Origin of the sequence: Glaciimonas soli, from assembly GCF_009497155.1 — a bacterium.
GTDB classification, from domain to species: Bacteria; Pseudomonadota; Gammaproteobacteria; order Burkholderiales; family Burkholderiaceae_D; genus Glaciimonas; species Glaciimonas soli.
Map to the genome: position 1 here is coordinate 683,434 of NZ_WINI01000001.1, position 18,895 is coordinate 702,328.

17 protein-coding genes are annotated in these 18,895 nt (G+C 51.4%); 6 read left to right on the forward strand and 11 right to left on the reverse strand.

What is annotated here, in order from left to right; all coding sequences use genetic code 11:
* Positions 1–36 precede the first annotated feature (36 nt).
* The 10 genes from GEV47_RS03170 to dctP all read right to left on the reverse strand — a co-directional run bounded on the left by GEV47_RS03170 (position 37) and on the right by dctP (position 9,501).
* The gene (locus GEV47_RS03170) at positions 37–1,182 is read right to left on the reverse strand and encodes an ABC transporter substrate-binding protein (protein ID WP_153233238.1); all 1,146 of its coding nucleotides are present in this window, start codon (positions 1,180–1,182) and stop codon (positions 37–39) included.
* A 104-nt stretch (positions 1,183–1,286) separates the two neighbouring features.
* Positions 1,287–2,144, reverse strand: a complete 858-nt coding sequence (mdcB, locus tag GEV47_RS03175; protein ID WP_153233769.1) for a triphosphoribosyl-dephospho-CoA synthase MdcB — start codon at positions 2,142–2,144, stop codon at positions 1,287–1,289.
* 62 nt (positions 2,145–2,206) lie between these two features.
* Complete coding sequence (mdcG, locus tag GEV47_RS03180; protein WP_153233239.1) at positions 2,207–2,881, reverse strand: malonate decarboxylase holo-[acyl-carrier-protein] synthase; 675 nt, start codon at positions 2,879–2,881, stop codon at positions 2,207–2,209.
* Positions 2,865–3,575 (reverse strand): biotin-independent malonate decarboxylase subunit gamma, encoded by a 711-nt coding sequence (gene mdcE, locus GEV47_RS03185; protein ID WP_153233240.1) that lies wholly within the window; start codon positions 3,573–3,575, stop codon positions 2,865–2,867. The genes mdcG and mdcE overlap by 17 nt, the downstream gene beginning before the upstream one ends.
* A gap of 2 nt (positions 3,576–3,577) precedes the next feature.
* Positions 3,578–4,477 (reverse strand): biotin-independent malonate decarboxylase subunit beta, encoded by a 900-nt coding sequence (locus GEV47_RS03190; protein ID WP_153233241.1) that lies wholly within the window; start codon positions 4,475–4,477, stop codon positions 3,578–3,580.
* Positions 4,474–4,788, reverse strand: coding sequence for a malonate decarboxylase acyl carrier protein (gene mdcC / locus GEV47_RS03195; RefSeq protein ID WP_153233242.1), 315 nt, complete (start codon positions 4,786–4,788; stop codon positions 4,474–4,476). The genes GEV47_RS03190 and mdcC overlap by 4 nt, the downstream gene beginning before the upstream one ends.
* Positions 4,789–4,797: 9 nt before the next feature.
* The gene (gene mdcA, locus GEV47_RS03200; protein ID WP_153233243.1) at positions 4,798–6,471 is read right to left on the reverse strand and encodes a malonate decarboxylase subunit alpha; all 1,674 of its coding nucleotides are present in this window, start codon (positions 6,469–6,471) and stop codon (positions 4,798–4,800) included.
* A 1-nt stretch (position 6,472) separates the two neighbouring features.
* The gene (locus GEV47_RS03205) at positions 6,473–7,822 is read right to left on the reverse strand and encodes a TRAP transporter large permease (RefSeq protein WP_153233244.1); all 1,350 of its coding nucleotides are present in this window, start codon (positions 7,820–7,822) and stop codon (positions 6,473–6,475) included.
* A 93-nt stretch (positions 7,823–7,915) separates the two neighbouring features.
* Positions 7,916–8,485: a TRAP transporter small permease gene (locus GEV47_RS03210; RefSeq protein ID WP_153233245.1), complete on the reverse strand. Its 570-nt coding sequence runs from the start codon at positions 8,483–8,485 to the stop codon at positions 7,916–7,918.
* Entirely contained in the window at positions 8,482–9,501 is a 1,020-nt protein-coding gene (gene dctP / locus GEV47_RS03215) for a TRAP transporter substrate-binding protein DctP (RefSeq protein ID WP_153233246.1), read from the reverse strand. The genes GEV47_RS03210 and dctP overlap by 4 nt, the downstream gene beginning before the upstream one ends.
* A gap of 310 nt (positions 9,502–9,811) precedes the next feature.
* Between dctP and GEV47_RS03220 the strand changes: the two genes are divergently transcribed.
* From GEV47_RS03220 to GEV47_RS03240, 5 genes are all read left to right on the forward strand, one after another.
* Positions 9,812–10,462 (forward strand): GntR family transcriptional regulator, encoded by a 651-nt coding sequence (locus tag GEV47_RS03220; protein WP_153233247.1) that lies wholly within the window; start codon positions 9,812–9,814, stop codon positions 10,460–10,462.
* A gap of 539 nt (positions 10,463–11,001) precedes the next feature.
* Positions 11,002–11,898, forward strand: coding sequence for a LysR family transcriptional regulator (locus GEV47_RS03225; protein ID WP_153233248.1), 897 nt, complete (start codon positions 11,002–11,004; stop codon positions 11,896–11,898).
* 221 nt (positions 11,899–12,119) lie between these two features.
* Positions 12,120–13,262, forward strand: coding sequence for a porin (locus GEV47_RS03230; protein WP_153233249.1), 1,143 nt, complete (start codon positions 12,120–12,122; stop codon positions 13,260–13,262).
* A 21-nt stretch (positions 13,263–13,283) separates the two neighbouring features.
* Entirely contained in the window at positions 13,284–14,474 is a 1,191-nt protein-coding gene (locus tag GEV47_RS03235; protein ID WP_153233250.1) for a M20 aminoacylase family protein, read from the forward strand.
* A 58-nt stretch (positions 14,475–14,532) separates the two neighbouring features.
* Positions 14,533–15,837: an MFS transporter gene (locus tag GEV47_RS03240; RefSeq protein ID WP_153233251.1), complete on the forward strand. Its 1,305-nt coding sequence runs from the start codon at positions 14,533–14,535 to the stop codon at positions 15,835–15,837.
* A gap of 725 nt (positions 15,838–16,562) precedes the next feature.
* Here the strand turns inward: GEV47_RS03240 and GEV47_RS03245 are convergent.
* Complete coding sequence (locus tag GEV47_RS03245) at positions 16,563–16,727, reverse strand: hypothetical protein (RefSeq protein WP_153233252.1); 165 nt, start codon at positions 16,725–16,727, stop codon at positions 16,563–16,565.
* A gap of 907 nt (positions 16,728–17,634) precedes the next feature.
* On the opposite strand from GEV47_RS03245, the gene GEV47_RS03250 reads away from it, so the two are divergent.
* Entirely contained in the window at positions 17,635–18,840 is a 1,206-nt protein-coding gene (locus GEV47_RS03250) for an MFS transporter (RefSeq protein WP_153233253.1), read from the forward strand.
* Positions 18,841–18,895: the final 55 nt, after the last annotated feature.

Here is an 18,895-nt window from a genome sequence, read left to right on the forward strand (position 1 = left end):
TGTTGATCTCCCCCTTTCGCTTTGCTTAATTGAATCTTATCGCATTACGTAGCCACCCTTGCTGATGACCGTCAGCTCGATGAAATTTAAGCCGTCGTGGCTGGATGGACCGTATTTCAGCGACAAGCCACCCAAATCATATCCGCCCATGCTTTCCAGCGCACTGACCAGACCTTCGCGCGTAGGCTTATTGCCGGTGCGGCGCAATCCTTCGACCAGAACTTTGGCAGAAATGTAGCCTTCCATCGCAGGATACGAATCAGATAATTCACTGTGGTTTTTTACCGCCGTTATGAATTCTTTAGAGATGGCAGTAACCGGGCTATCCGGGCTCGGGAACACTTGGGTCATGCCGATACCGCGGGCATCCTTACCCAGGCTTTGCACGAATGCCTTTGAGCTGACGTTTGATAGTGTAACCAATTGCTGATTACCACCAGCCAAGCGATATTCCTTGATGAACGCCGCGCATGGCTTGGCAGTGCAAATCAGCAGCACCGCTTGCGGGTTAGAGGCAAAAATCTTCTTCACGGCCGCTTCCACCGCTACGGTATTACGCTCATAACTGGCGATCACCGGATCTGGAAGATTAAACTTCTTGATTGCCTGTTTCACCCCTTCCAGCGCATCGTTACCGAATGAGTCGTTCGACACCAGAACCGAATACCTCATCAGTCCCATGCCTTTGAGCTGTTCAATGTCGGTGATGACTTCCTGGCGATATCTCGATCGAACGTTAAACACATAATGCTGCAGCGGCTCATGCAATGAAGTGGCACCGGTTACCGGCGCTATCAGCGGCACCTTGGCGTCGGTGATGGTCGATAGTATCGATTCGGTGGTCGGTGTGCCGCGGTACAAAAACAACGCAAAGGCATTTTTTTCAGTCAGCAGCTTGTGTGTATTCTCGATAGTCCGCTTTGGTTCAAAGCCATCATCCATCGACTCTAGTACGATTTTGCGACCAAACACGCCACCCTGCTTGTTGACGGTGTCAAAATATAGTTGTGCGCCGGCGGTAGCCTGCTTAACCTCATCCCCGGCAGTTCCCGTAAAACCTGCCGATTGACCAATCACAATCGTATTGCTGGTTATGCCCGGCTCTGCATTTGCGCTACCAACCATGAATAAACCGAGCAGCCCGATACCGACAACCAAAGACAACTTCTGATGCGCTTTCATTTACTCTCCAAAGATATTTATCAATACTTAAGTTAATTCAAGTACGTTGTTCATAATTATGTTTATAGGCAACAACAAGCGAGCAGTTGGATAAGCACTGCGAATCACCACAGGTAACTAAGCTCGTGCAATAAAAAAGTGGCCGCCAGTAGGTCGGCTGCGCCACCGGGCGACAGCTTATCCTGAATAAATTCCAAATGGCAACTAATTGCATGTTCTCGCCAATTATTTGCAGCGCTGCCACCGGCTTCCAGGAATTGCCGCGCCCGCTCTTTGACTTTTTTGGCGCCGTTCAGACCACCCCGATGATAGGTATTGGTGTCGTTGATATGCGCCATCAGCGTAAACAAGGTATCGATGGCGGCCGATTCGTAGTCACGACCTGTGTTCAGCGTCTTTAGGAAACGCGGCAGCGCCAGCTCGAATAGCGATGGAAAACCAAGAGCCGCCTCCTCGGCAGCACCGCTAACCGCGTAGTGCTCAGCCACCTGCTTGCCGTGCGAAGCACTTGTCGCACCGTGCATGTGACCATTCAGTGCATCGCCCCATTGCCTCAGCAGCGCGGAACGGATCGCCGCCGCCGACAGTGGCGTACCTTGGCCGCGGCAGTATCCGGTCGCCGCGCATAACAGGCCGAGGCTGAAAATCGCCCCGCGATGCGTATTGACGCCTGCGGTGGCGCGCAGCATAGTCTGCTCGGCTTCAATTCCGAGTTGCCGCAACGTGGCAAATCCAGCGCCATTGACACCTGCGTCGGTAATGCGAATGAAATAATGGCGCAACGCAAACAGGCTGCGCATAAATGTGACGGCGGTCATGTCGGCGTGGCTTCCGGAATCAATCGGCGACACCAGGCCAGGTTTGGGATAAAGCTGCAATTCGCGATACAAACTTCGCACTGCCAATCGCGCGACTGCGAGACAAAACACACGCTGGTTGCGTATGCTCTGCCGCTGCAGCATGTCCTGGTGGCGCCAGTTAGATACGGATGCGAGTCCTCGCAAATCAGAGTGATCGCAAGAGCTCATGCCGAAGCCACACCTTCGAGACTGTCGATCAAGGTCGATAGAGTTACTAGCCTGACCGTGGTCTCGCTCTTAACCAGCACCTTGTTTTGACTGGCTTTAGGTAAAGCCAGCAGGCACTCCTTCCAGGCCACTGCCTGACCGTCGGGGAAAATAACTTCGCCATCCAATGGCAGGCATGCAGCGTATTGCGCCAGCAGGGCCAGTCCGCAGGAAAATTCGTGCGCGTTCCTCGGCACAAACAGCAAATCGATATCGGATGTCGGAGTCAAATAGGTTTGCTGCGTCAGTATCTGCCAAGACCAGGAACCATAAATCCGCATCAATATGCCGATCCGATGACAACTTTCGGCAAACGCATGTAAGGGTGTCAGCCACTTGGACGGCGCATGCGTCAGTGCGGCCTGCAACGCCAGCGGCTGTTCAATTCGTTGAATCGCGCCCAGCTCAACCTTGAATGGAATCCGTATCTTGTCACCTTCAGCATTAGGCGGTAACGGTAATCCGAGACAAACCTGATCGACCATCGTATCCGGCTCCTGGCGCCGCAACACCACTGGCCAATCAGCGCGGTGCCATTGCTCCAGCGCTGCTCGCTGCGCCGGTGCCACGGCCTCCGTAGCGCGCTGCCAACCGACACTGCTGAGCCAAACCAGACTATGACGCGCTAGCATCGTCGATTACTGCTTGCGCCACCTTGAAGGCCATAGTGCGACCGCCGCGTTTCAGCCCAGCCGCACTGCGATTGTCTTGCGAATCGGCCGACCGTAAAGCCTGTATCAATCGCTGCGCCAGGTCGTCATGCCAGATTTCCTCGATGCCGCCCATATGCAGATAATTGATTGCCCCAGGAGCAAACACCGGATTGCTTTTTGCCAGTTCCGTCAGCCGTTCTTCCGACACTTTGGTAATCCTTGCCATTGCCGGCAAACCCATCACACGGATGGTCGCCTCGGGCAACGCGTAACAGGAATCGGCCATCAATCCGCTGGTGATGAAGCCACCAGACAATGCCTGGTCATAGACTAGACCGACAATCTTGTGCCGCTGGCGACGCGCCAGGTCGAGACACTTCGCCAGATGCGCCATGTAGCTGTTGATGCCGAGCATTTCATCGCGGTGGCGTAGACGCTGCCCTTGGGTATCGACCAGGATCACGATAGCGCGTTGCGGATGCTCGCGCACAGTGGCCAACACCGCTTGCGCCTGCAACAATGCGATCTCGACGCCGATGGCGGCGTGACCGGTGGTGCCAATGACTGCCACGGTTTCACCATCGACTTGTCCACTACCGGATAAAAACTGATCTTGCTCAACAATATTGTGACCGTCGGGGAATAGCGCCGCCGCCAGATTTTTCCATTCCATGTTTATGCTCCCATCCGCACGTCGGCGGCAACCGCAGTGAACGCGTCGGCTTCCATCATCGGTAAACCGGCTGCATCAGCGATGCCGAGCTGCGTCCATATCTCAAGCGGATCGGCGGCCTGTCCGAAGGAGCTGATACGCTGCTGTAGCAAATTTTGTTCCGCTTCCAGTGCGGCCAGCGTCAATGGAATAGTGGCGGCATCGGCATGGCATTGCTGCGCCAGTTCGAATGCAGTCTGCCGGAAAGCGCCGACATTATCGGCCACCAACATCTGGCAATCCCCCAACAAATAGCGGTGCTTGCCACCAGTGGTGCGCCACACCAGAGCACGATCGCGCGCGTCGAACTCCTCAACGCCATTAGCAGTTTCAATCACTTCCGGTCCCGACATCGCCAACCGTCCTTCTTCCGACATCACGATGGCATTGGCGCAACGGGCGGTGATGCCCATGCCGCCGAAGCAGCCATTGGAGCCGCCAACCAGCACGATCACTGGAATACCGGCGGCGCGCACTTCCAGCAATGCGCGCATCACCTCGGATACCGCAATCAGCCCGGCGTTAGCTTCATGTAGACGGACGCCGCCGGTTTCCAGTAGCAGTAGCACTGCATAGGGGCGTTCCGTCAGAGCCAATTGCAGCAAGCCGGTCAGCTTGGCGCCATGTACCTCACCCACGGCTCCGCCCATGAATCCACCTTCTTGCGCTGCGACGAATACATGCTCGCCATGCAGGCGGCCGCGACCAATCACCACCCCATCATCAAACGACACTGGTGCGTCCAGCTGGCCCAGATGCGGGCTGACAATGCGCAGTGCTGGCGGCAAAAACTCAATGAAACTGCCACTATCCAGCAAGGCTTGCAATCGTTCACGCGCGTTCGCTTCCAGATAGCTGCTCATGGCGCGCTCCCGGTCATCGCTTGCAGCGCCTGGTCGAGTCGCAGGCTGACCACCGCCGGCGTCGCTCCCATGTCGTTGATCGCGATACGCACATCGGTCAGTTGCCAGCGTTGCTGGAAGTCGCCCAACACTGCCTCCCAGATCGGCGCAAAACCGCGCGCCGCAGTCCTGATTTCAATCATGCAGGCGCCATTCAAAGCTGCCGACTCAACCAGGACTTCCAGATTGCCGGAGCTGACCACGCCCGATAGTTGCGGTACGACTGGCAAGCGGCGCTGGCCGTGTTCAAAACGAAAATTCAAGGTTTCCATTGCATGCCTTTACCAGTTCCTGAAGCGCTTTGGCGGATCGTACAAACCACCCGAAGCGCGCACCAGGTCTTTCATGTTTTTTGCTGCCAGCAGATCGCGTGTCGCCAATCGCTTGTCGATACCGAGATCTTCCGGCCGCTGGATGATGCCGCGGTCGCGCAGGTTCTCCACCATGCGCTTATCGCGCCCGAGGCCGATCTGGGTAAAACCGGCAACGCCGCGCACTGCCTGCTCCCGCTCTTCGTCGGTGCGACACAACAACAGGTTGGCCAGCCCCTCTTCCGTCAGGATGTGGCTGACGTCTTCGCCATAAATCATGACTGGTGGAATCGCCATGTCGGCTTGCTCGGCCAGTTCCCAGGCATCAAGGCGCTCGACAAACGCCGGTTGCATATGCTCGCGGAAAGTCTCGACAATCTGTACCACTAGCTTTTGCCCACGCGGCATCAAATTTTTTCCGTCACGCGCCTCGCGTCCGGCTTTCAACCAGGCCGGACTGGCGTGGCGCCGACCACGGGCATCGGCGCCCATGTTAGGTGCACCGCCGAAGCCAGCGATGCGACCTGCTGTAGCGGTCGACGAATTTCCCTGCAAATCGATCTGTAGGGTCGAACCGATGAACATGTCACAGGCGTAATGACCGGCCATCTGGCTGAACGCACGATTGCTACGCATTGAACCGTCAGGGCCGACAAAGAACACGTCGGAACGGGCGCGAATGTACTCTTCCATGCCAAGTTCGGAGCCGAAGGAGTGGATCGACTCGACAAAGCCGGCCTCAATTGCGGGTATCAATGCCGGATGCGGATTGAGCGCCCAGTGCTTGCAGATCTTCCCTTTCAGACCGAGCGACGCGGCATAGGTCGGCAGGATCAACTCGATCGCGGCAGTATCAAAACCGATACCGTGATTGAGTCGCTGCACCTCGTATTCGGCGTAGATACCTTTGATCGCCATCATCGCCATCAGAATCTGAATGTCCGAAATCTGTGCCGGATCGCGTGTAAATAGTGGTTCGATATAGTGCGGCGTCGGTGCTGGCACCACAAAACTAACCCAGTCGGCCGGGATATCAACCCGCGGCAGCACATCAACGATCTCGTTGACCTGAGCGATCACGATGCCGCCGCTGAAAGCCGTCGCCTCGACGATGGCTGGAGTGTCCTCGGTATTCGGCCCGGTGTACAAATTCCCATGACGATCCGCAGCTTGTGCCGCCACCAACGCGACACGGGGCGTCAGGTCGACAAAGTAGCGACCGAACAATTCAAGGTAGGTATGAATCGCACCGATGTTCAGTTTACCGGCGGCCACCAGGCGCGCCAGCCTCACCGCCTGCGGCCCGGAAAAAGAAAAGTCCAGGCGCGAGGCAATACCGTTCTCAAAAATATCCAGATGTTCCGGCATAGCCAGCACCGACAGCAACATATGCAAACCGTTGATGCGCTCCGGATCAAGTTTGGTTAGCGCTTTGGCCAGAAAATCGGCCTGCTTCTGATTGTTCCCTTCCAGACAAACCCGATCGCCGGATTCCAGCACGCTATGCAACAGGTCCTGGATTCGCCCCGTTTCCACCAACTTGCCATGGCAGGCATCGCCCAGCACAGTGGCGGCACGCTGCAGCCGCTGTTCGCGATTCTTATTACGTACATCCCAACGCCGCCCGTTACCGGAAATACTCATATCAGCGTGCTCCCATCAACAAATCCGGCAGCCCGGTTACGATGCCGGGAAATATACACAACAATATGATTGCAAAGACCATCAACAACAGAAACGGCAATGTGCCCTTGATCACATCCGACAGAGGAATATCCGGCGCAATGTTCTTGATCACAAACAGATTCAAACCCACTGGCGGATGAATCAATCCCATCTCCATTACGACCGACATCACCACCCCAAACCAGATCAGGTCAAAGCCGGCTTCACGCAGTGGCGGCAAGATGATTGGTGCCGTCATCAGGATGATCGACACCGGTGGCAGGAAGAACCCAAGCACGATCACCATCAGCAAGATCACCGTCAGCAGCAGCCATTTCGACAGATGCAGTCCCACCACCCACTCTGCCGCCGACTGGCTGATATGCAGGTAACTCATCACATACGAATACAGCAGCGACATGCCGATGATCAGCAGCAGCATGCAGGATTCCTTGATAGTCGAATTCAGATACGGCATCAAGTCGCGCGGCCGCCACATCCGATACACCACGGCGATCAGTACGATCGCCAGCAAGGCACCAAGCCCGGCCGTCTCGGCAGGCGTAGCAAAACCGCCGTACAACGCAATCATCACGCCGATCAGCAAAATCAAAAACGGCAACACGCGCGGCAACATCTCGACTTTCTGCGCGAAGGTAAAATGCTCGTCATCCAGATAGGCCGACTTTACTCCGCCCTGTTGGTAGATTTCATGCGCGATTCGGTATTCCTTACGTGCGCGGTACACCGCGTAGCCGGCAAACAGAATCACCAGCAGCACCCCTGGCCCGACTCCAGCCAGAAACAGCCGACCTAACGATTGCTCCGATGCCACGGCATACAAGATCATCGTGATCGACGGCGGCAGCAAAATACCCAGCGTACCGCCAGCGGCGATGATGCCAGCGGCAAAACCGGGTGAATAACCACGCCGACGCATTTCCGGAATACCGGCAGAGCCAATTGCCGAGCAGGTGGCTGGCGAAGAGCCTGCCATCGCTGCGAACAAGGCACAGGCAAACACGTTCGCAATCCCCAGTCCACCAGGTATCTTGTTTAACCAGGCATGGATCGCTGCGTAAAGGTCGCGCCCGGCCGGCGATTTACCGATGGCTGCGCCCTTTAATATGAATAGCGGAATCGACAGTAAGGTAACCGAAGCGATTTCCTCATAGACGTTCTGAGTAACCGTATCAAGAGAGGAATTCGGCATGAAAAAATACATGAAGCTGGTAGCCACCACGCCAAGCGCAAACGCAATCGGCATACCAGAAAACATCACAATGATCGTGACTATGCCATACAAGGCACCAAGGGTAAGCGGGCTCATAGCCACAGCCCAGTCAATGTGCCGGACAGCCCCGTCACCGCACTTCGATATGCGTTAAATTTTTTATAAATACTCATACTATTCCGAAACAGTTTATTTGTTTGCAGGCTTACGGCGGTCAGTCAAGCGCGTCAAAATCTGCACCAGAATCTGCAAGGTCAGCACGGTCATGCCGAGTGCCATCAATGAATAAGGAATCCACAACGGTGGTGCAAAAGTTGACGAGGTTGTCTGGCCTTCCGACCATGCTTCGTAGAACAGAGTCCACGATTTCCACGAGAAAAATCCGCAGAACAAAAACGACACCACATCAACCAGCAATAAGCGCGCGGCATTTACGGAAGCAGGAAGAATCGAAGCCAAGGCTTCGATGCCGATATTCCCGCGATAGGATTGCGTATATCCCGAGCACAAGAAAATCACGCCAACCAACATGAAGACCGTGATGTCATCCTGCCAGTCAGTGGGTACATGAAAAAAATAACGCACCACCACGCAATAGGTCATAATCAGCGCAGTCAATATCAGCGCCGCCATCGACAGATACAGAGCCAGCTTGTTGAAACAGTCAAGCACGCGGGACAAAACTGCCACTGCCGGATTATCCGGCAGAGCAGGCAAAGTTGCCCCGACGCCAGGCTGCCCGTCGATGGCATGACTCATAGAAGTTTCTCTGCCAGCTTCAGCAACTTGGCGCAGTTATCATTTTTTGATGCATAGTCTTTCCACGCAGTGTTGCGTGCAATGTCCTGCCACTTCTTGACCGTTGCAGCATTCATGTCGACCACCTTGGCACCGGCCTTTTGATAGAACGCAGCCACGGCGGAATCATCTAGCCGCGCTGAATTCAGTGCAAATTTTTCCATGTCGGCACCGACCGCCATTACCGCCGCCTGTTGCTCCTTGGTCAGACGGTCATAGGTCGCCTTGGAAATCATCAAAGGCTCCAGCATGTACCAATAAGCCTTGTCGCGGCCAGTGGTCAGACTCTTGGATACTTCATCCAGACGGAAGGAAATCAGCGACGTCGACGAAGTCATTGCAGCATCCATCGCGCCAGTCTGCATCGCCGCGTAGATATCATCCGAAGGCATCGTCACTACTGCGGCGCCGGCTTCCTTCAAGATCAAATCCATTTCGCGCGAACCGCCACGGACTTTCAGTCCCTTGACATCAGACGGATCGACAATCGGCTTGCCGCGAGAAGCAACTCCACCGGCCTGCCAGATCCAGCTGACGATGATGACCCCCTTCTCCAGCAGAATTCTCGACAGTTCCTTGCCGACCTCAGCATTTTTCCAAGCCGCGCCTTGCTCATATGAAGTCACCAGACCAGGCATTAGACCAATGCTGACTTCTGGCACTTCGCCACCAGCATAGTTAAGTGGCACCAGCGAGAAATCCAACGCCCCTTTACGCAGTGCCGAGAACTGAGAATTGGTCTTCATTAATGAAGATCCGGGATAAATATCGAACTTCAAACTACCTTTGGTGCGCTTGCCGACTTCCGCTGCAAAAATGCGAACCAGTCGATCGCGAAAGTCGCCTTCGCTGATGGTGCCGCCGGGAAATTGGTGGGAGATTTTCAAAGCGCTGGATTGCGCCCATACTGACGACATTGACCAGAACGGTGTGGTCGCAAGCGCGCCCAGCACCGATCTTCTGCTGACTAAAGACATATCCCCACTCCTGTGATTGAAAAACAACCGGTACAGTGTTAGGGCCTGTTGGTAATTAATTTGGAAAATGCACTCGCACTCGCAAATTAATTACTAACAGGCTCTAACTATATTTCATTCGCTGTGAACGCATTTCACCAAAATCGTGAGATGCGCTCTTACTATTCTTTTATGCTGAATATAGATGTTATGTATTTTTTTAATGTTGCCTTGTATACACAGTATCCCATAAAACATTTTCATGTCAACGAATAAATAGACATTACAATCCAGTCTTGAATACACAATTTTCGGAATAGCGACTATCACTATGCTTACGACAAAAAATCGCTCAGAGACTCTGCGCGAAACAATCGAAGAGATGATCGCAGTTGGTGAATTACGCCCGGGTCAACACCTCGACGAAACCGAACTGGCTGCCCAGTTCGGCGTTTCCCGCACACCAATCCGGGAAGCATTAATTCAATTGGCCTCCATGGGTATTGTTGAAACGCGGCCAAGGCGCGGCGCCATCGTAGCGGAAATCGGCCCGCAGCAATTGGTTGAAATGTTTGAAGTGATGGCGGAGTTCGAAGCAATGTGCGGCCGTCTGGCCGCGCGCAGGATGAGCAACGAGGAACATCTCAGCCTGCTGGCAGCACATCAGGCCTGCATGGAGGCCCGTGACGCCCACGACCCGGATGCCTATTTCTACAAAAACGAAGCGTTCCACGACGCCATTTACGAAGGCAGTCACAACGCCTTCCTGACGATGCAAGCGCGTTCGCTACATCGGCGCTTGCGTCCGTATCGCCGACTGCAACTACGCGTGCGCGATCGCCTCAACGTGTCGTATCAGGAGCATGACAGCGTAGTGCAGGCGATCATCGCCGGCGACGGCGAATTGACGGCGGACCGACTGCGCCAACACATTACGATCCAAGGCCAGCGCTTCGCTGACCTGATCGCCTCGCTGCGGTAACTGTTCGCGAATTTTGGGCTATCAGTTAAGCCTATTCTGGGCAAGGTACTGGCGCCAATATTGCATGCGCAGCACATCTGCAACAATTGGATTAATGCCAGATTCACGCCCAGCGCATATCGCAGAGCAACTTGCGCTTGCGGCGCGAATCAATAACAAAAATAACGCCAAAGAATGAGATAAGACAAAAGCAAAGATTATGGAAAATATCCGCATACCAGCCCCTGGAATGTGAGGACTAAATCACACTGTCTCATTGTCCGATTAGAGCAATTGTCGACCTTACTCTACTGCCTCCGCTATAGATTTAGACGAGCAGCAAACGACCCACAGCAGCTTTTCACAATTACTTATCGTACGTCTGCTAACGCTCCTGAGGGGACTGTTGACGCGCTCTAAAGCAGAGGTTCAACATTGGACTGTAGCAACCACCGTGAAAAATGCTTGCCGGGCAGGCCACAATAAGACGCGACCGAATTGAACTAACCTTGCGTTAAGAAAGTGGAGTATCTTCTAGGTCAAATTTGGACGTATATTTAATGAAAATTCATCAGCTCCGTGTCCTTGTCGCCTGTGCCGAACATTCAAGCCTCCGGGCCGCCGCCGATAGCTTGGCGCTTTCTCATCCTGCAGTTACCAAGACAATTCGGGAACTGGAAAATCAAATTGGGGTGCCGCTTTTGGTACGAAGTTCTCGTGGCATAGAACTGACCCAATATGGTCAGGCACTTTTACCTCGTGCGCGACAGATTCTTGAAGACATGCGTCGTGCGAATGATGAGATTCAACAATTGAAGAGTGGTGCCACTGGTAAGGTATCAATTGGTTTCACGGCGTCTATTGCGCTTGCTGTCATCCCAAAAGCTTTGCAGTTGTTCCGTGAAAAGATGCCGTTGGTTGAAATTGAGCTGATCGAGTTGCCGCTTGAGTATGTTTCCGCACATTTATTAGACGGCTCACTTGATTTCTTTGTAACCAACATGCACTGCGAAATCGATCCGGAATGTGAGCAAATTTTGTTGCGACAAGGCTCTTTATTTGCTGCGGTAAAAAAAGGCCATCCTTCGGCGCAATGCAATTCTTTGCGTCAGCTGCTTGGTTACGAATGGCTTATCCCAAAACCGAATGTCAGTCAGCAGAGATTCGGCGCCTTGTTTACAAATTATGGCATAGCAATACCCGAAAGAATAATAGCCGTCAATTCGCCGATACTTGCTATGGCACTACTGGCGGAGTCCAATGTGATTGGACTATTTACTCTTCCCTACGTCATGCATCCAATAATAGCCGAACGGATTGATGTGCTAGAGCTTGATGAGCCACTCTTTGAAGTCTCGGTCAGTATTCTGACGCGTCGCGGAGTTCAACAGACGCCAGCGTCACAACTTTTTTTGAATATCGTACGAGAAGTGATCGAAACTCTGCAGTGGGCGTAACCGTAACTACGCGGTAATCAAAAGTTACCGCCCCTTCAAGATATATCAATATTAATCCCCCCTCGCCGTTGATATGCTTTCTTCAGCTTGAGATTGCGGCACGTCGTGCCCTTTCTCTGCTATTAAACATCTGAATGATGGTGTCGACTTAGTGACGCAAGCAGTACCGTCCATTCATTCGTTTATGCACTTATAAATAATAAATAATATGGAGACGTGAAATGAGAAATAGCACAAATCGTGGCTATCGTGGGACGGCTTTACTTACACTTTTGTTTGCATTAGTTTCTTCGGCACATGCTCAAAGTACATTCGACCTTCTGAGCGGTCCGCGTCCAAGTCAATCCGCAGGAGTTGAGGTATATGGCCTGGTAGATTCGGGCGTTGTATATGTCAATAATCAAGGCGGTGAATCAAATGTTTTGCTGCAAGGCGGCGGGGGCGATCGTCCAAATCGCTTGGGCTTCCGTGGAAGAGAAGACCTGGGCGGTGGCAATCAGGCTATATTTGTACTTGAAAACGGATTCGATGTCGGGACTGGCACGATATCTCAAGGTGGCGTGCTATTCGGACGGCAAGCGTATGTTGGTTTGAAAAGTAATGACTATGGAATGATCACTTTCGGCAGACAGTATGATTTCATGGTCGACTTGGTCCCCTACTCTGCGCCTGCCTCGGGGAACGCCGGCTTATATGCGTTTCACTTGGGTGATATTGATCGGCTCGGCGGTGAACGTCTCAACAACAGTGTCAAATACCGTACCCCCGACTACAACGGTTTACAGGCTGGAGCGATGTACTCTTTTGGTGGAGTTCCTGGGAGTATCGTCACTAACAATGCAAGCAGTTTTAGCCTTTCATACGCACATCAATCAATTAGCCTGGCGACTTCATATACAAGCATCCACAACTATCAGCAAGGGCTCGGTATCGGAACAAACGTGTTGGGAAATTCGTTGATTGGATATCCTCAGAATGCGATGTACGACAAGCTCGCGGTTTTTGGGGCTGGCGCTTCCTATTCCAATGGAAATCTTTTCACGGCCGCATTATTTACCTCCTCCGATTTGCAGAACGCCGGCGTATCTTCAGTACTGCGTGCATATGACATTGGCGCAAGTTATCAGATCCTGCCTCGCTTAATTGTTGGAGCAGCCGCGACATATTACAAAATGGATTCTGTGCATTGGAACGCCTTTTCATCCTCGCTTGAATACTTCCTCTCCCCAAGAACCAACTTGTATTTGCAATACGTACAACTTAAAGCTTCCGGCACGAACGTGCAAGCCGAATTGTTCACTCTACCCGCAGCCTCCGATCAGTTTCAAGCCGCATTGTCAATTGGCATGCGTTATGTTTTTTAAGACACTTACTACAGGACACATATGATTTCAGAGATTCAAAAGGAACTGGACGCATTGACGGCGATCCGGCGAGATATCCACGCGCATCCAGAGTTGGGCTACGAAGAGTTTCGTACGTCAAAAATTGTTGCTGACAAGCTGATTAGTTGGGGACTAGAAGTGCACTGTGGAATTGCGAAAACAGGCGTAGTTGGCACGTTAAAGCGAGGGACTAGCGAGCGTTCGATTGGTTTGTCGGCCGATATGGATGCACTGCCTCTTACAGAAATGAACACATTTCAACATCAATCCAACGCACCAGGGAAGATGCATGCGTGCGGCCACGACGGTCACACAACGATGCTGCTCGGTGCTGCACAATATCTGGCACAACACGGCAAGTTTGATGGCGTAGTGCATTTCATTTTTCGACCGGCCGAAGAAGGCGGCGGCGGCGCACTAAAGATGATTGAGGAGGGAGTATTCGAACGTTTTCCTTGTGACGCAATTTTTGGCATGCACAATGTCCCGAACATTCCGGAATTTGCGATTGCCGGGCGTGTTGGTGCTATCACGGCCTCAGTGTCGACATTCAGTATTCTGATTTCTGGAAAAGGAGGTCATGCTGCCCGACCACATCTCACGATTGATCCCATCGTTGTTGCGGCACAATTGGTGATGGCGATACAAACGCTGGTCTCGCGTTTCACTGATCCTTCTGAATCGACCGTGGTCTCGATTACAAAAATTCAGGCAAGTGGCGGGAACACCAGTACGATTCCGCAAGACGCCATTATTGAGGGCACGATTCGGACATATTCAAATAAAGCGCTGGCGCGGATAGAAGAATGTTTGAAGGCAATGGCACAAGACATACCTTCGGCGTTTCAGGCGCGCGGAATACTTGAATTACGCCATGGTTATCCAGCTTCAATCTGTACTGAAACAGAAACACGTCTTGCCCTTGACGTCGCAAAACGACTGTTCGGCATGAATGGCGTTATCGAAAATATCGAACCCACTATGGCTGGCGATGACTTTTCTTACATGCTGCAAGTATGCCCGGGCGCGATGCTTTTTATCGGTAATGGTGATGGTGCCCATCGGGGGGAACAGGCTGGAATGGGGCCCTGCGTAGTTCACAATCCCTGGTTTGATTTCAATGACGCCATTTTGCCTGTGGGAGCCAGCTACTGGGCAAAACTAGCCGAAACATATTTGTCCGCTAATTAGATGAATATTTAAATTAGCCGCACTGTCCTCGATATTAAAATTATAGGAGCACACATCCATGATTTCACAAGCTAATTCTATCCTGCCAAGATCCACCGAGCAGACTACAAAATCAGGTTCAATGAGCAAACTGGTCACGGGCATCGTGATTGGCAACGCTCTGGAGACATTCGATTTCGTTGTTTACGGTTACTTCGCCGTGACCCTTGGAAAAGTATTTTTCCCTAAGGAGAACGAACTGGCACAATTATTATTTACATTAAGTATTTTCGGTGCAAGTTATCTGATGCGTCCAATTGGAGCCATTGTGCTGGGATCTATGGCTGATCGTTTTGGTCGGAAGAAGACACTGACGTTGACACTTTTATTAATGGCCTTAGGCACTGGGATGATTGCCGTGCTGCCATCTTACAATCTGGTAGGAATATGGGCACCTTTGCTGATGGTGCTGGCACGCTTAATTCAAGGATTTTCGGCAGGTGGAGAAATCGGAACTGCGACGACTTATCTAATCGAATCTGCCCCAAGTGCCAGAAAAGGATTTTATTCAAGTTTTCAGATTGTGAGTCAGAGCTTGGGATTTGCATTCGGTAGTGTACTGGGATCGACGCTTTCTCTTTATTTGTCCGAGAGTGCTTTTGAGTCTTGGGGATGGCGTGTCCCCTTCCTAATTGGCGTTCTGATCTTCCCCGTTGGTATGTACATTCGAAAAAATTTTACCGAAACCCTTAATATTGAAGAACGCCACACTTCTTCGAAGGCGTTGTTTGGCGATCTGCTAGGAAATAATTTCTGGAACCTTGCTCGTTGTCTTATGTTGTGTATTTCGGGTACTGTCACGGTGACCATGAGTATCTACATGACGACCTATGCAATAAGAACCTTGCACTTACCAATGTATGTGGCAATGTTGACAGGACTGGTAGGTGGAGCCGTTTCAATAATTGCGGCACCGTTGGCGGGAACATTGTCTGACAAGATCGGCCGTAAGCCGGTTATTTTGATAGGTCGCGTTGCATTGGTTCTTTGCGTGTTGCCGGGATTCTGGTCCATTGTCACCTGGCCTTCATATGTCACTCTCTTTATCGTAGTAGCCGCTATATTTTTGCTCAATGCAATCAGTGGAACAGCCGAGCTGGTGTTCATTCCTGAAAGTCTTCCCGCTAAAGTGCGTGGCACCGGCTTCTCTCTCGCTTACAGCTTGACTGTTGCCATTTTCGGCGGCGGGGCGCCGCTTTTTACGGTATGGTTAGTTAATGCCACCGGCAATCCTCTAGTGCCTGCATGGATACTGATTGTCACCACCTTAGTTTCTCTTTCACCGCTATATTTCATGCGGGAGACAGTGCGGCATGAAAATTAATGTGAGCTTCCTCCAGTAAGCGAGTGACCCACCTCTCGGTTAGTACCCAGAGGATGGGGAAACTCTATTAATTAATCATGCAGATTTCGGATCACGCAAAGAGCGCAATTTAGTCCGAAGCGGCCTGTCAACCGGGGATACTCGACCGGCCGCAATTGGCGGAAAACTGTCCAACGTATCCGAAGCACCGCAGAGGCTCGCGACCGACGTTATGGAAAGTGGACGGATTAAGCCCGTTATCAAACTACCTTGTCAGTAATGCGAACGTGAGCATCGGTGATGTGGAATCCATACCTCTCGATGTCGTCCAGACACTCTCCCGAGTCAACGCCCGGAGTTGGTGTTTCTCGGTTCAGCTCCACCGACTTAAATAGAACCCAGGGAGCGAATCTCGCAGACAGGTTCTCCCCCGTCTCGTCTGCCGTAAAACCGAACACGCGACCAGGGCCACGAAAAATATAAACGAGCATTTTGTTCACTCCTCTGATGGAAAATCTCTTTGTCCGCTTTCGACAGTGGCGACCGTGAATCAATCTATGAATAGAGAAACACAGGTATGCCAATTTGCATACCTCTTACATTGCTAAATGCCGTAACTGACCAACGATTCCAACGATAAATCCACGCGACCGCTCCTAGCCATTTTTAGTCAGTTACTACAGGCCTAGTTCGCCCCGTTGCGGCCAGCCGAGTATCTCGTCAGCGGACATTCGTAAGGAAAAAAATTACGTCTCGCCCATTTGAATTTTAACGCCCGTGAACAATTCTTCGAACTCTGCAACGCCGATAGTGTCAATTTCTTTTGGCAAAAGCCACATACTAGTTGCGTCCAGATGCGCTATTAACGCCTCAGATGCACCTTCACTTGGCTGGCGCTCTGACCAAGCCATATAAACAGGTAGATTGCCACTAATACCGAAAGCAGTGGGCTTGTTGGCTTTCCGCCCACCCAAAGGACGTTGTCAGCGTACTGGATGTCTCCTTTTGGCAATCAATAAGTGCCTTTGTCGATGCTTCGATACCAAGTTCAATAAAACTCTTTGTCGCAGACCGTGCTATTGCGCGTGCGAAGGGAGATTCAGGCGTTTGGTGATCGTCCATCGAATGCAGCGTGTGTTCAGACGTATCTCGTTTAATGGTCGGCCAGGGTTGTGGATATTCCGCTGTGACGGGAAAAGATTGAGTATGAGCGTATCGACACATCGTCAGAAAGACTACACATAGGATAGTTTTCTCCAGCATGCCTCTGGAATTTTTTGAAATAAAAAACTCAGCGCTCATCTTATGCCCTGGTTGAAGTATTGCCAAAAACAACTGCTACAAATTTGCTACGGCAGAGCAGGATAAACATAGCTGGTGCGGCTCTACAGTCTCATTTCACGCCATGAACAAAGAGACACCTGCGATGCTGAGAGCTGCAAGCCGTAGCATACAACGATGACGGCCTTGATGTCCGCTTTGGGCTGAGCTCATCAATGTTTGCATCTGACCGTTTTGAGTCTGTCACGACAGGCCTAGTTCGGCCCTAAGCAGACCGTGATGATCAGGTGTACTACCTTCCGCTTTTCCAGCGATTGCGGTCAGTTAACGAATTACGAGTCTATCAATAAGTCAGACGCTGGGGCTGTCAGCACCATTCTTAGAAGTTTGCTATGCTCCTCCAACTGAATTTTCTGCGGTGCAGCGCACGCCCGATCGATCAATCTTATCAAGAGGCAACTGACCGCGCTACACATTTCCTCGCAGATCACGTTCGTGCTAACCAATCTGCTCAAATCCATACAGAAATTTTGCATCATGATAAAAGAATCGAATAAAGGAATCGCCACGCTGCTGGCATTTGCGTTAATGCCGCTATCAGGATTTGCCACCGACATTTATATCCCATCACTTCCCAGTATGACGTCGGCCATAAACGCAAGCAGCTTACAGGTGCAATTTACTTTGACGCTGTTCTTAATCAGTTATGGCGCATCTCAGTTGTTTATCGGTAGTGTGCTCGATAGCTTCGGTCGCTACAAAGCCTGTTTGATCTCTTTAGTTATTTTTGCCGCAGCCAGTATCATCATCGCCAACACACAAAACATCTACCTGATCTACGTCATGCGCGTAATACACGGGATAACAGTAGGGACGATTGTGGTTAGCAAACGAGCCTATTTTGTTGATTTATTTAGCGGTGATAAGCTCAAGCATTACCTGAGTCTGTTTTCTATCATATGGTCTTCAGGTCCAATCATTGCGCCTTTTATTGGCGGCTATTTACAGACGAGTTTCGGCTGGGAATCAAATTTCTACCTGCTCGCCGGGCTGGCAATCGTGCTGGCTATTCTGGAAGGTATATTCGGTGGAGAGACTTTGAAAAACCCCTCCAGCTTCAATCTCAAGAATATTTTCAATACTTATCTCGATATGCTCAAAACGTATAGTTTTGTATTAGGCATGGCCATGATCGGATTGGCGTATTCGATGGTGATGGTTTACAACATGACCGCCCCGTTTATCATAGAACATCACCTGCATTTGACGCCAGTCACTGCTGGCTATGGCGCTTTGATTTCCGGGTTCGCCTGGATGACCGGCGGATTTATTGGGAAAAGCACGATCAAGTTTCCGTTTTTCAAAAAATTGATGATCTGTCTGAGTTTACAGATATGTTTCGTGGGTGCGATGTTACTCAGCACGGCCATCGTATCGAGTCTCTATTCGCTGCTGTTCTTTGCTTTTATCATTCACGCGTGCGCCGGCTATATCTTCAATAACTATTTTGCTTTTTGCTTGGGTAGATTCCCCAAAAATGCTGGTATCGCTAGCGGATTGACCGGTGGATTTATGTATGTGATCGTATCGACGATGAGCTCTGGTATCGTATCTGTCCTGCCAGCAGAAAATCAAGCCAATCTCGGCTATAGCTATCTGATACTGGTTTTGATTTCGGCGCTGGTCATGACGCTCGTTTTCAAAGTAAATAAAAATCAGAAAAATAATTTGCAAGCAGCATAATTAATATCACCTGAGTCCGCAGCAAGATTCCCCTCGTCCATTTGTGGGTGACGGG

What these genes read in the sequence shown, in the direction of transcription:
- GEV47_RS03170 (WP_153233238.1), bottom strand. Translation starts at nt 1,182, where the DNA reads ATGAAAGCGCATCAGAAGTTGTCTTTGGTTGTCGGTATCGGGCTGCTC.
- mdcB (WP_153233769.1), bottom strand. Translation starts at nt 2,144, where the DNA reads ATGCTGCAGCGGCAGAGCATACGCAACCAGCGTGTGTTTTGTCTCGCA.
- mdcG (WP_153233239.1), bottom strand. Translation starts at nt 2,881, where the DNA reads ATGCTAGCGCGTCATAGTCTGGTTTGGCTCAGCAGTGTCGGTTGGCAG.
- mdcE (WP_153233240.1), bottom strand. Translation starts at nt 3,575, where the DNA reads ATGGAATGGAAAAATCTGGCGGCGGCGCTATTCCCCGACGGTCACAAT.
- GEV47_RS03190 (WP_153233241.1), bottom strand. Translation starts at nt 4,477, where the DNA reads ATGAGCAGCTATCTGGAAGCGAACGCGCGTGAACGATTGCAAGCCTTG.
- mdcC (WP_153233242.1), bottom strand. Translation starts at nt 4,788, where the DNA reads ATGGAAACCTTGAATTTTCGTTTTGAACACGGCCAGCGCCGCTTGCCA.
- mdcA (WP_153233243.1), bottom strand. Translation starts at nt 6,471, where the DNA reads ATGAGTATTTCCGGTAACGGGCGGCGTTGGGATGTACGTAATAAGAAT.
- GEV47_RS03205 (WP_153233244.1), bottom strand. Translation starts at nt 7,822, where the DNA reads ATGAGCCCGCTTACCCTTGGTGCCTTGTATGGCATAGTCACGATCATT.
- GEV47_RS03210 (WP_153233245.1), bottom strand. Translation starts at nt 8,485, where the DNA reads ATGAGTCATGCCATCGACGGGCAGCCTGGCGTCGGGGCAACTTTGCCT.
- dctP (WP_153233246.1), bottom strand. Translation starts at nt 9,501, where the DNA reads ATGTCTTTAGTCAGCAGAAGATCGGTGCTGGGCGCGCTTGCGACCACA.
- GEV47_RS03220 (WP_153233247.1), top strand. Translation starts at nt 9,812, where the DNA reads ATGCTTACGACAAAAAATCGCTCAGAGACTCTGCGCGAAACAATCGAA.
- GEV47_RS03225 (WP_153233248.1), top strand. Translation starts at nt 11,002, where the DNA reads ATGAAAATTCATCAGCTCCGTGTCCTTGTCGCCTGTGCCGAACATTCA.
- GEV47_RS03230 (WP_153233249.1), top strand. Translation starts at nt 12,120, where the DNA reads ATGAGAAATAGCACAAATCGTGGCTATCGTGGGACGGCTTTACTTACA.
- GEV47_RS03235 (WP_153233250.1), top strand. Translation starts at nt 13,284, where the DNA reads ATGATTTCAGAGATTCAAAAGGAACTGGACGCATTGACGGCGATCCGG.
- GEV47_RS03240 (WP_153233251.1), top strand. Translation starts at nt 14,533, where the DNA reads ATGATTTCACAAGCTAATTCTATCCTGCCAAGATCCACCGAGCAGACT.
- GEV47_RS03245 (WP_153233252.1), bottom strand. Translation starts at nt 16,727, where the DNA reads ATGGCTTGGTCAGAGCGCCAGCCAAGTGAAGGTGCATCTGAGGCGTTA.
- GEV47_RS03250 (WP_153233253.1), top strand. Translation starts at nt 17,635, where the DNA reads ATGATAAAAGAATCGAATAAAGGAATCGCCACGCTGCTGGCATTTGCG.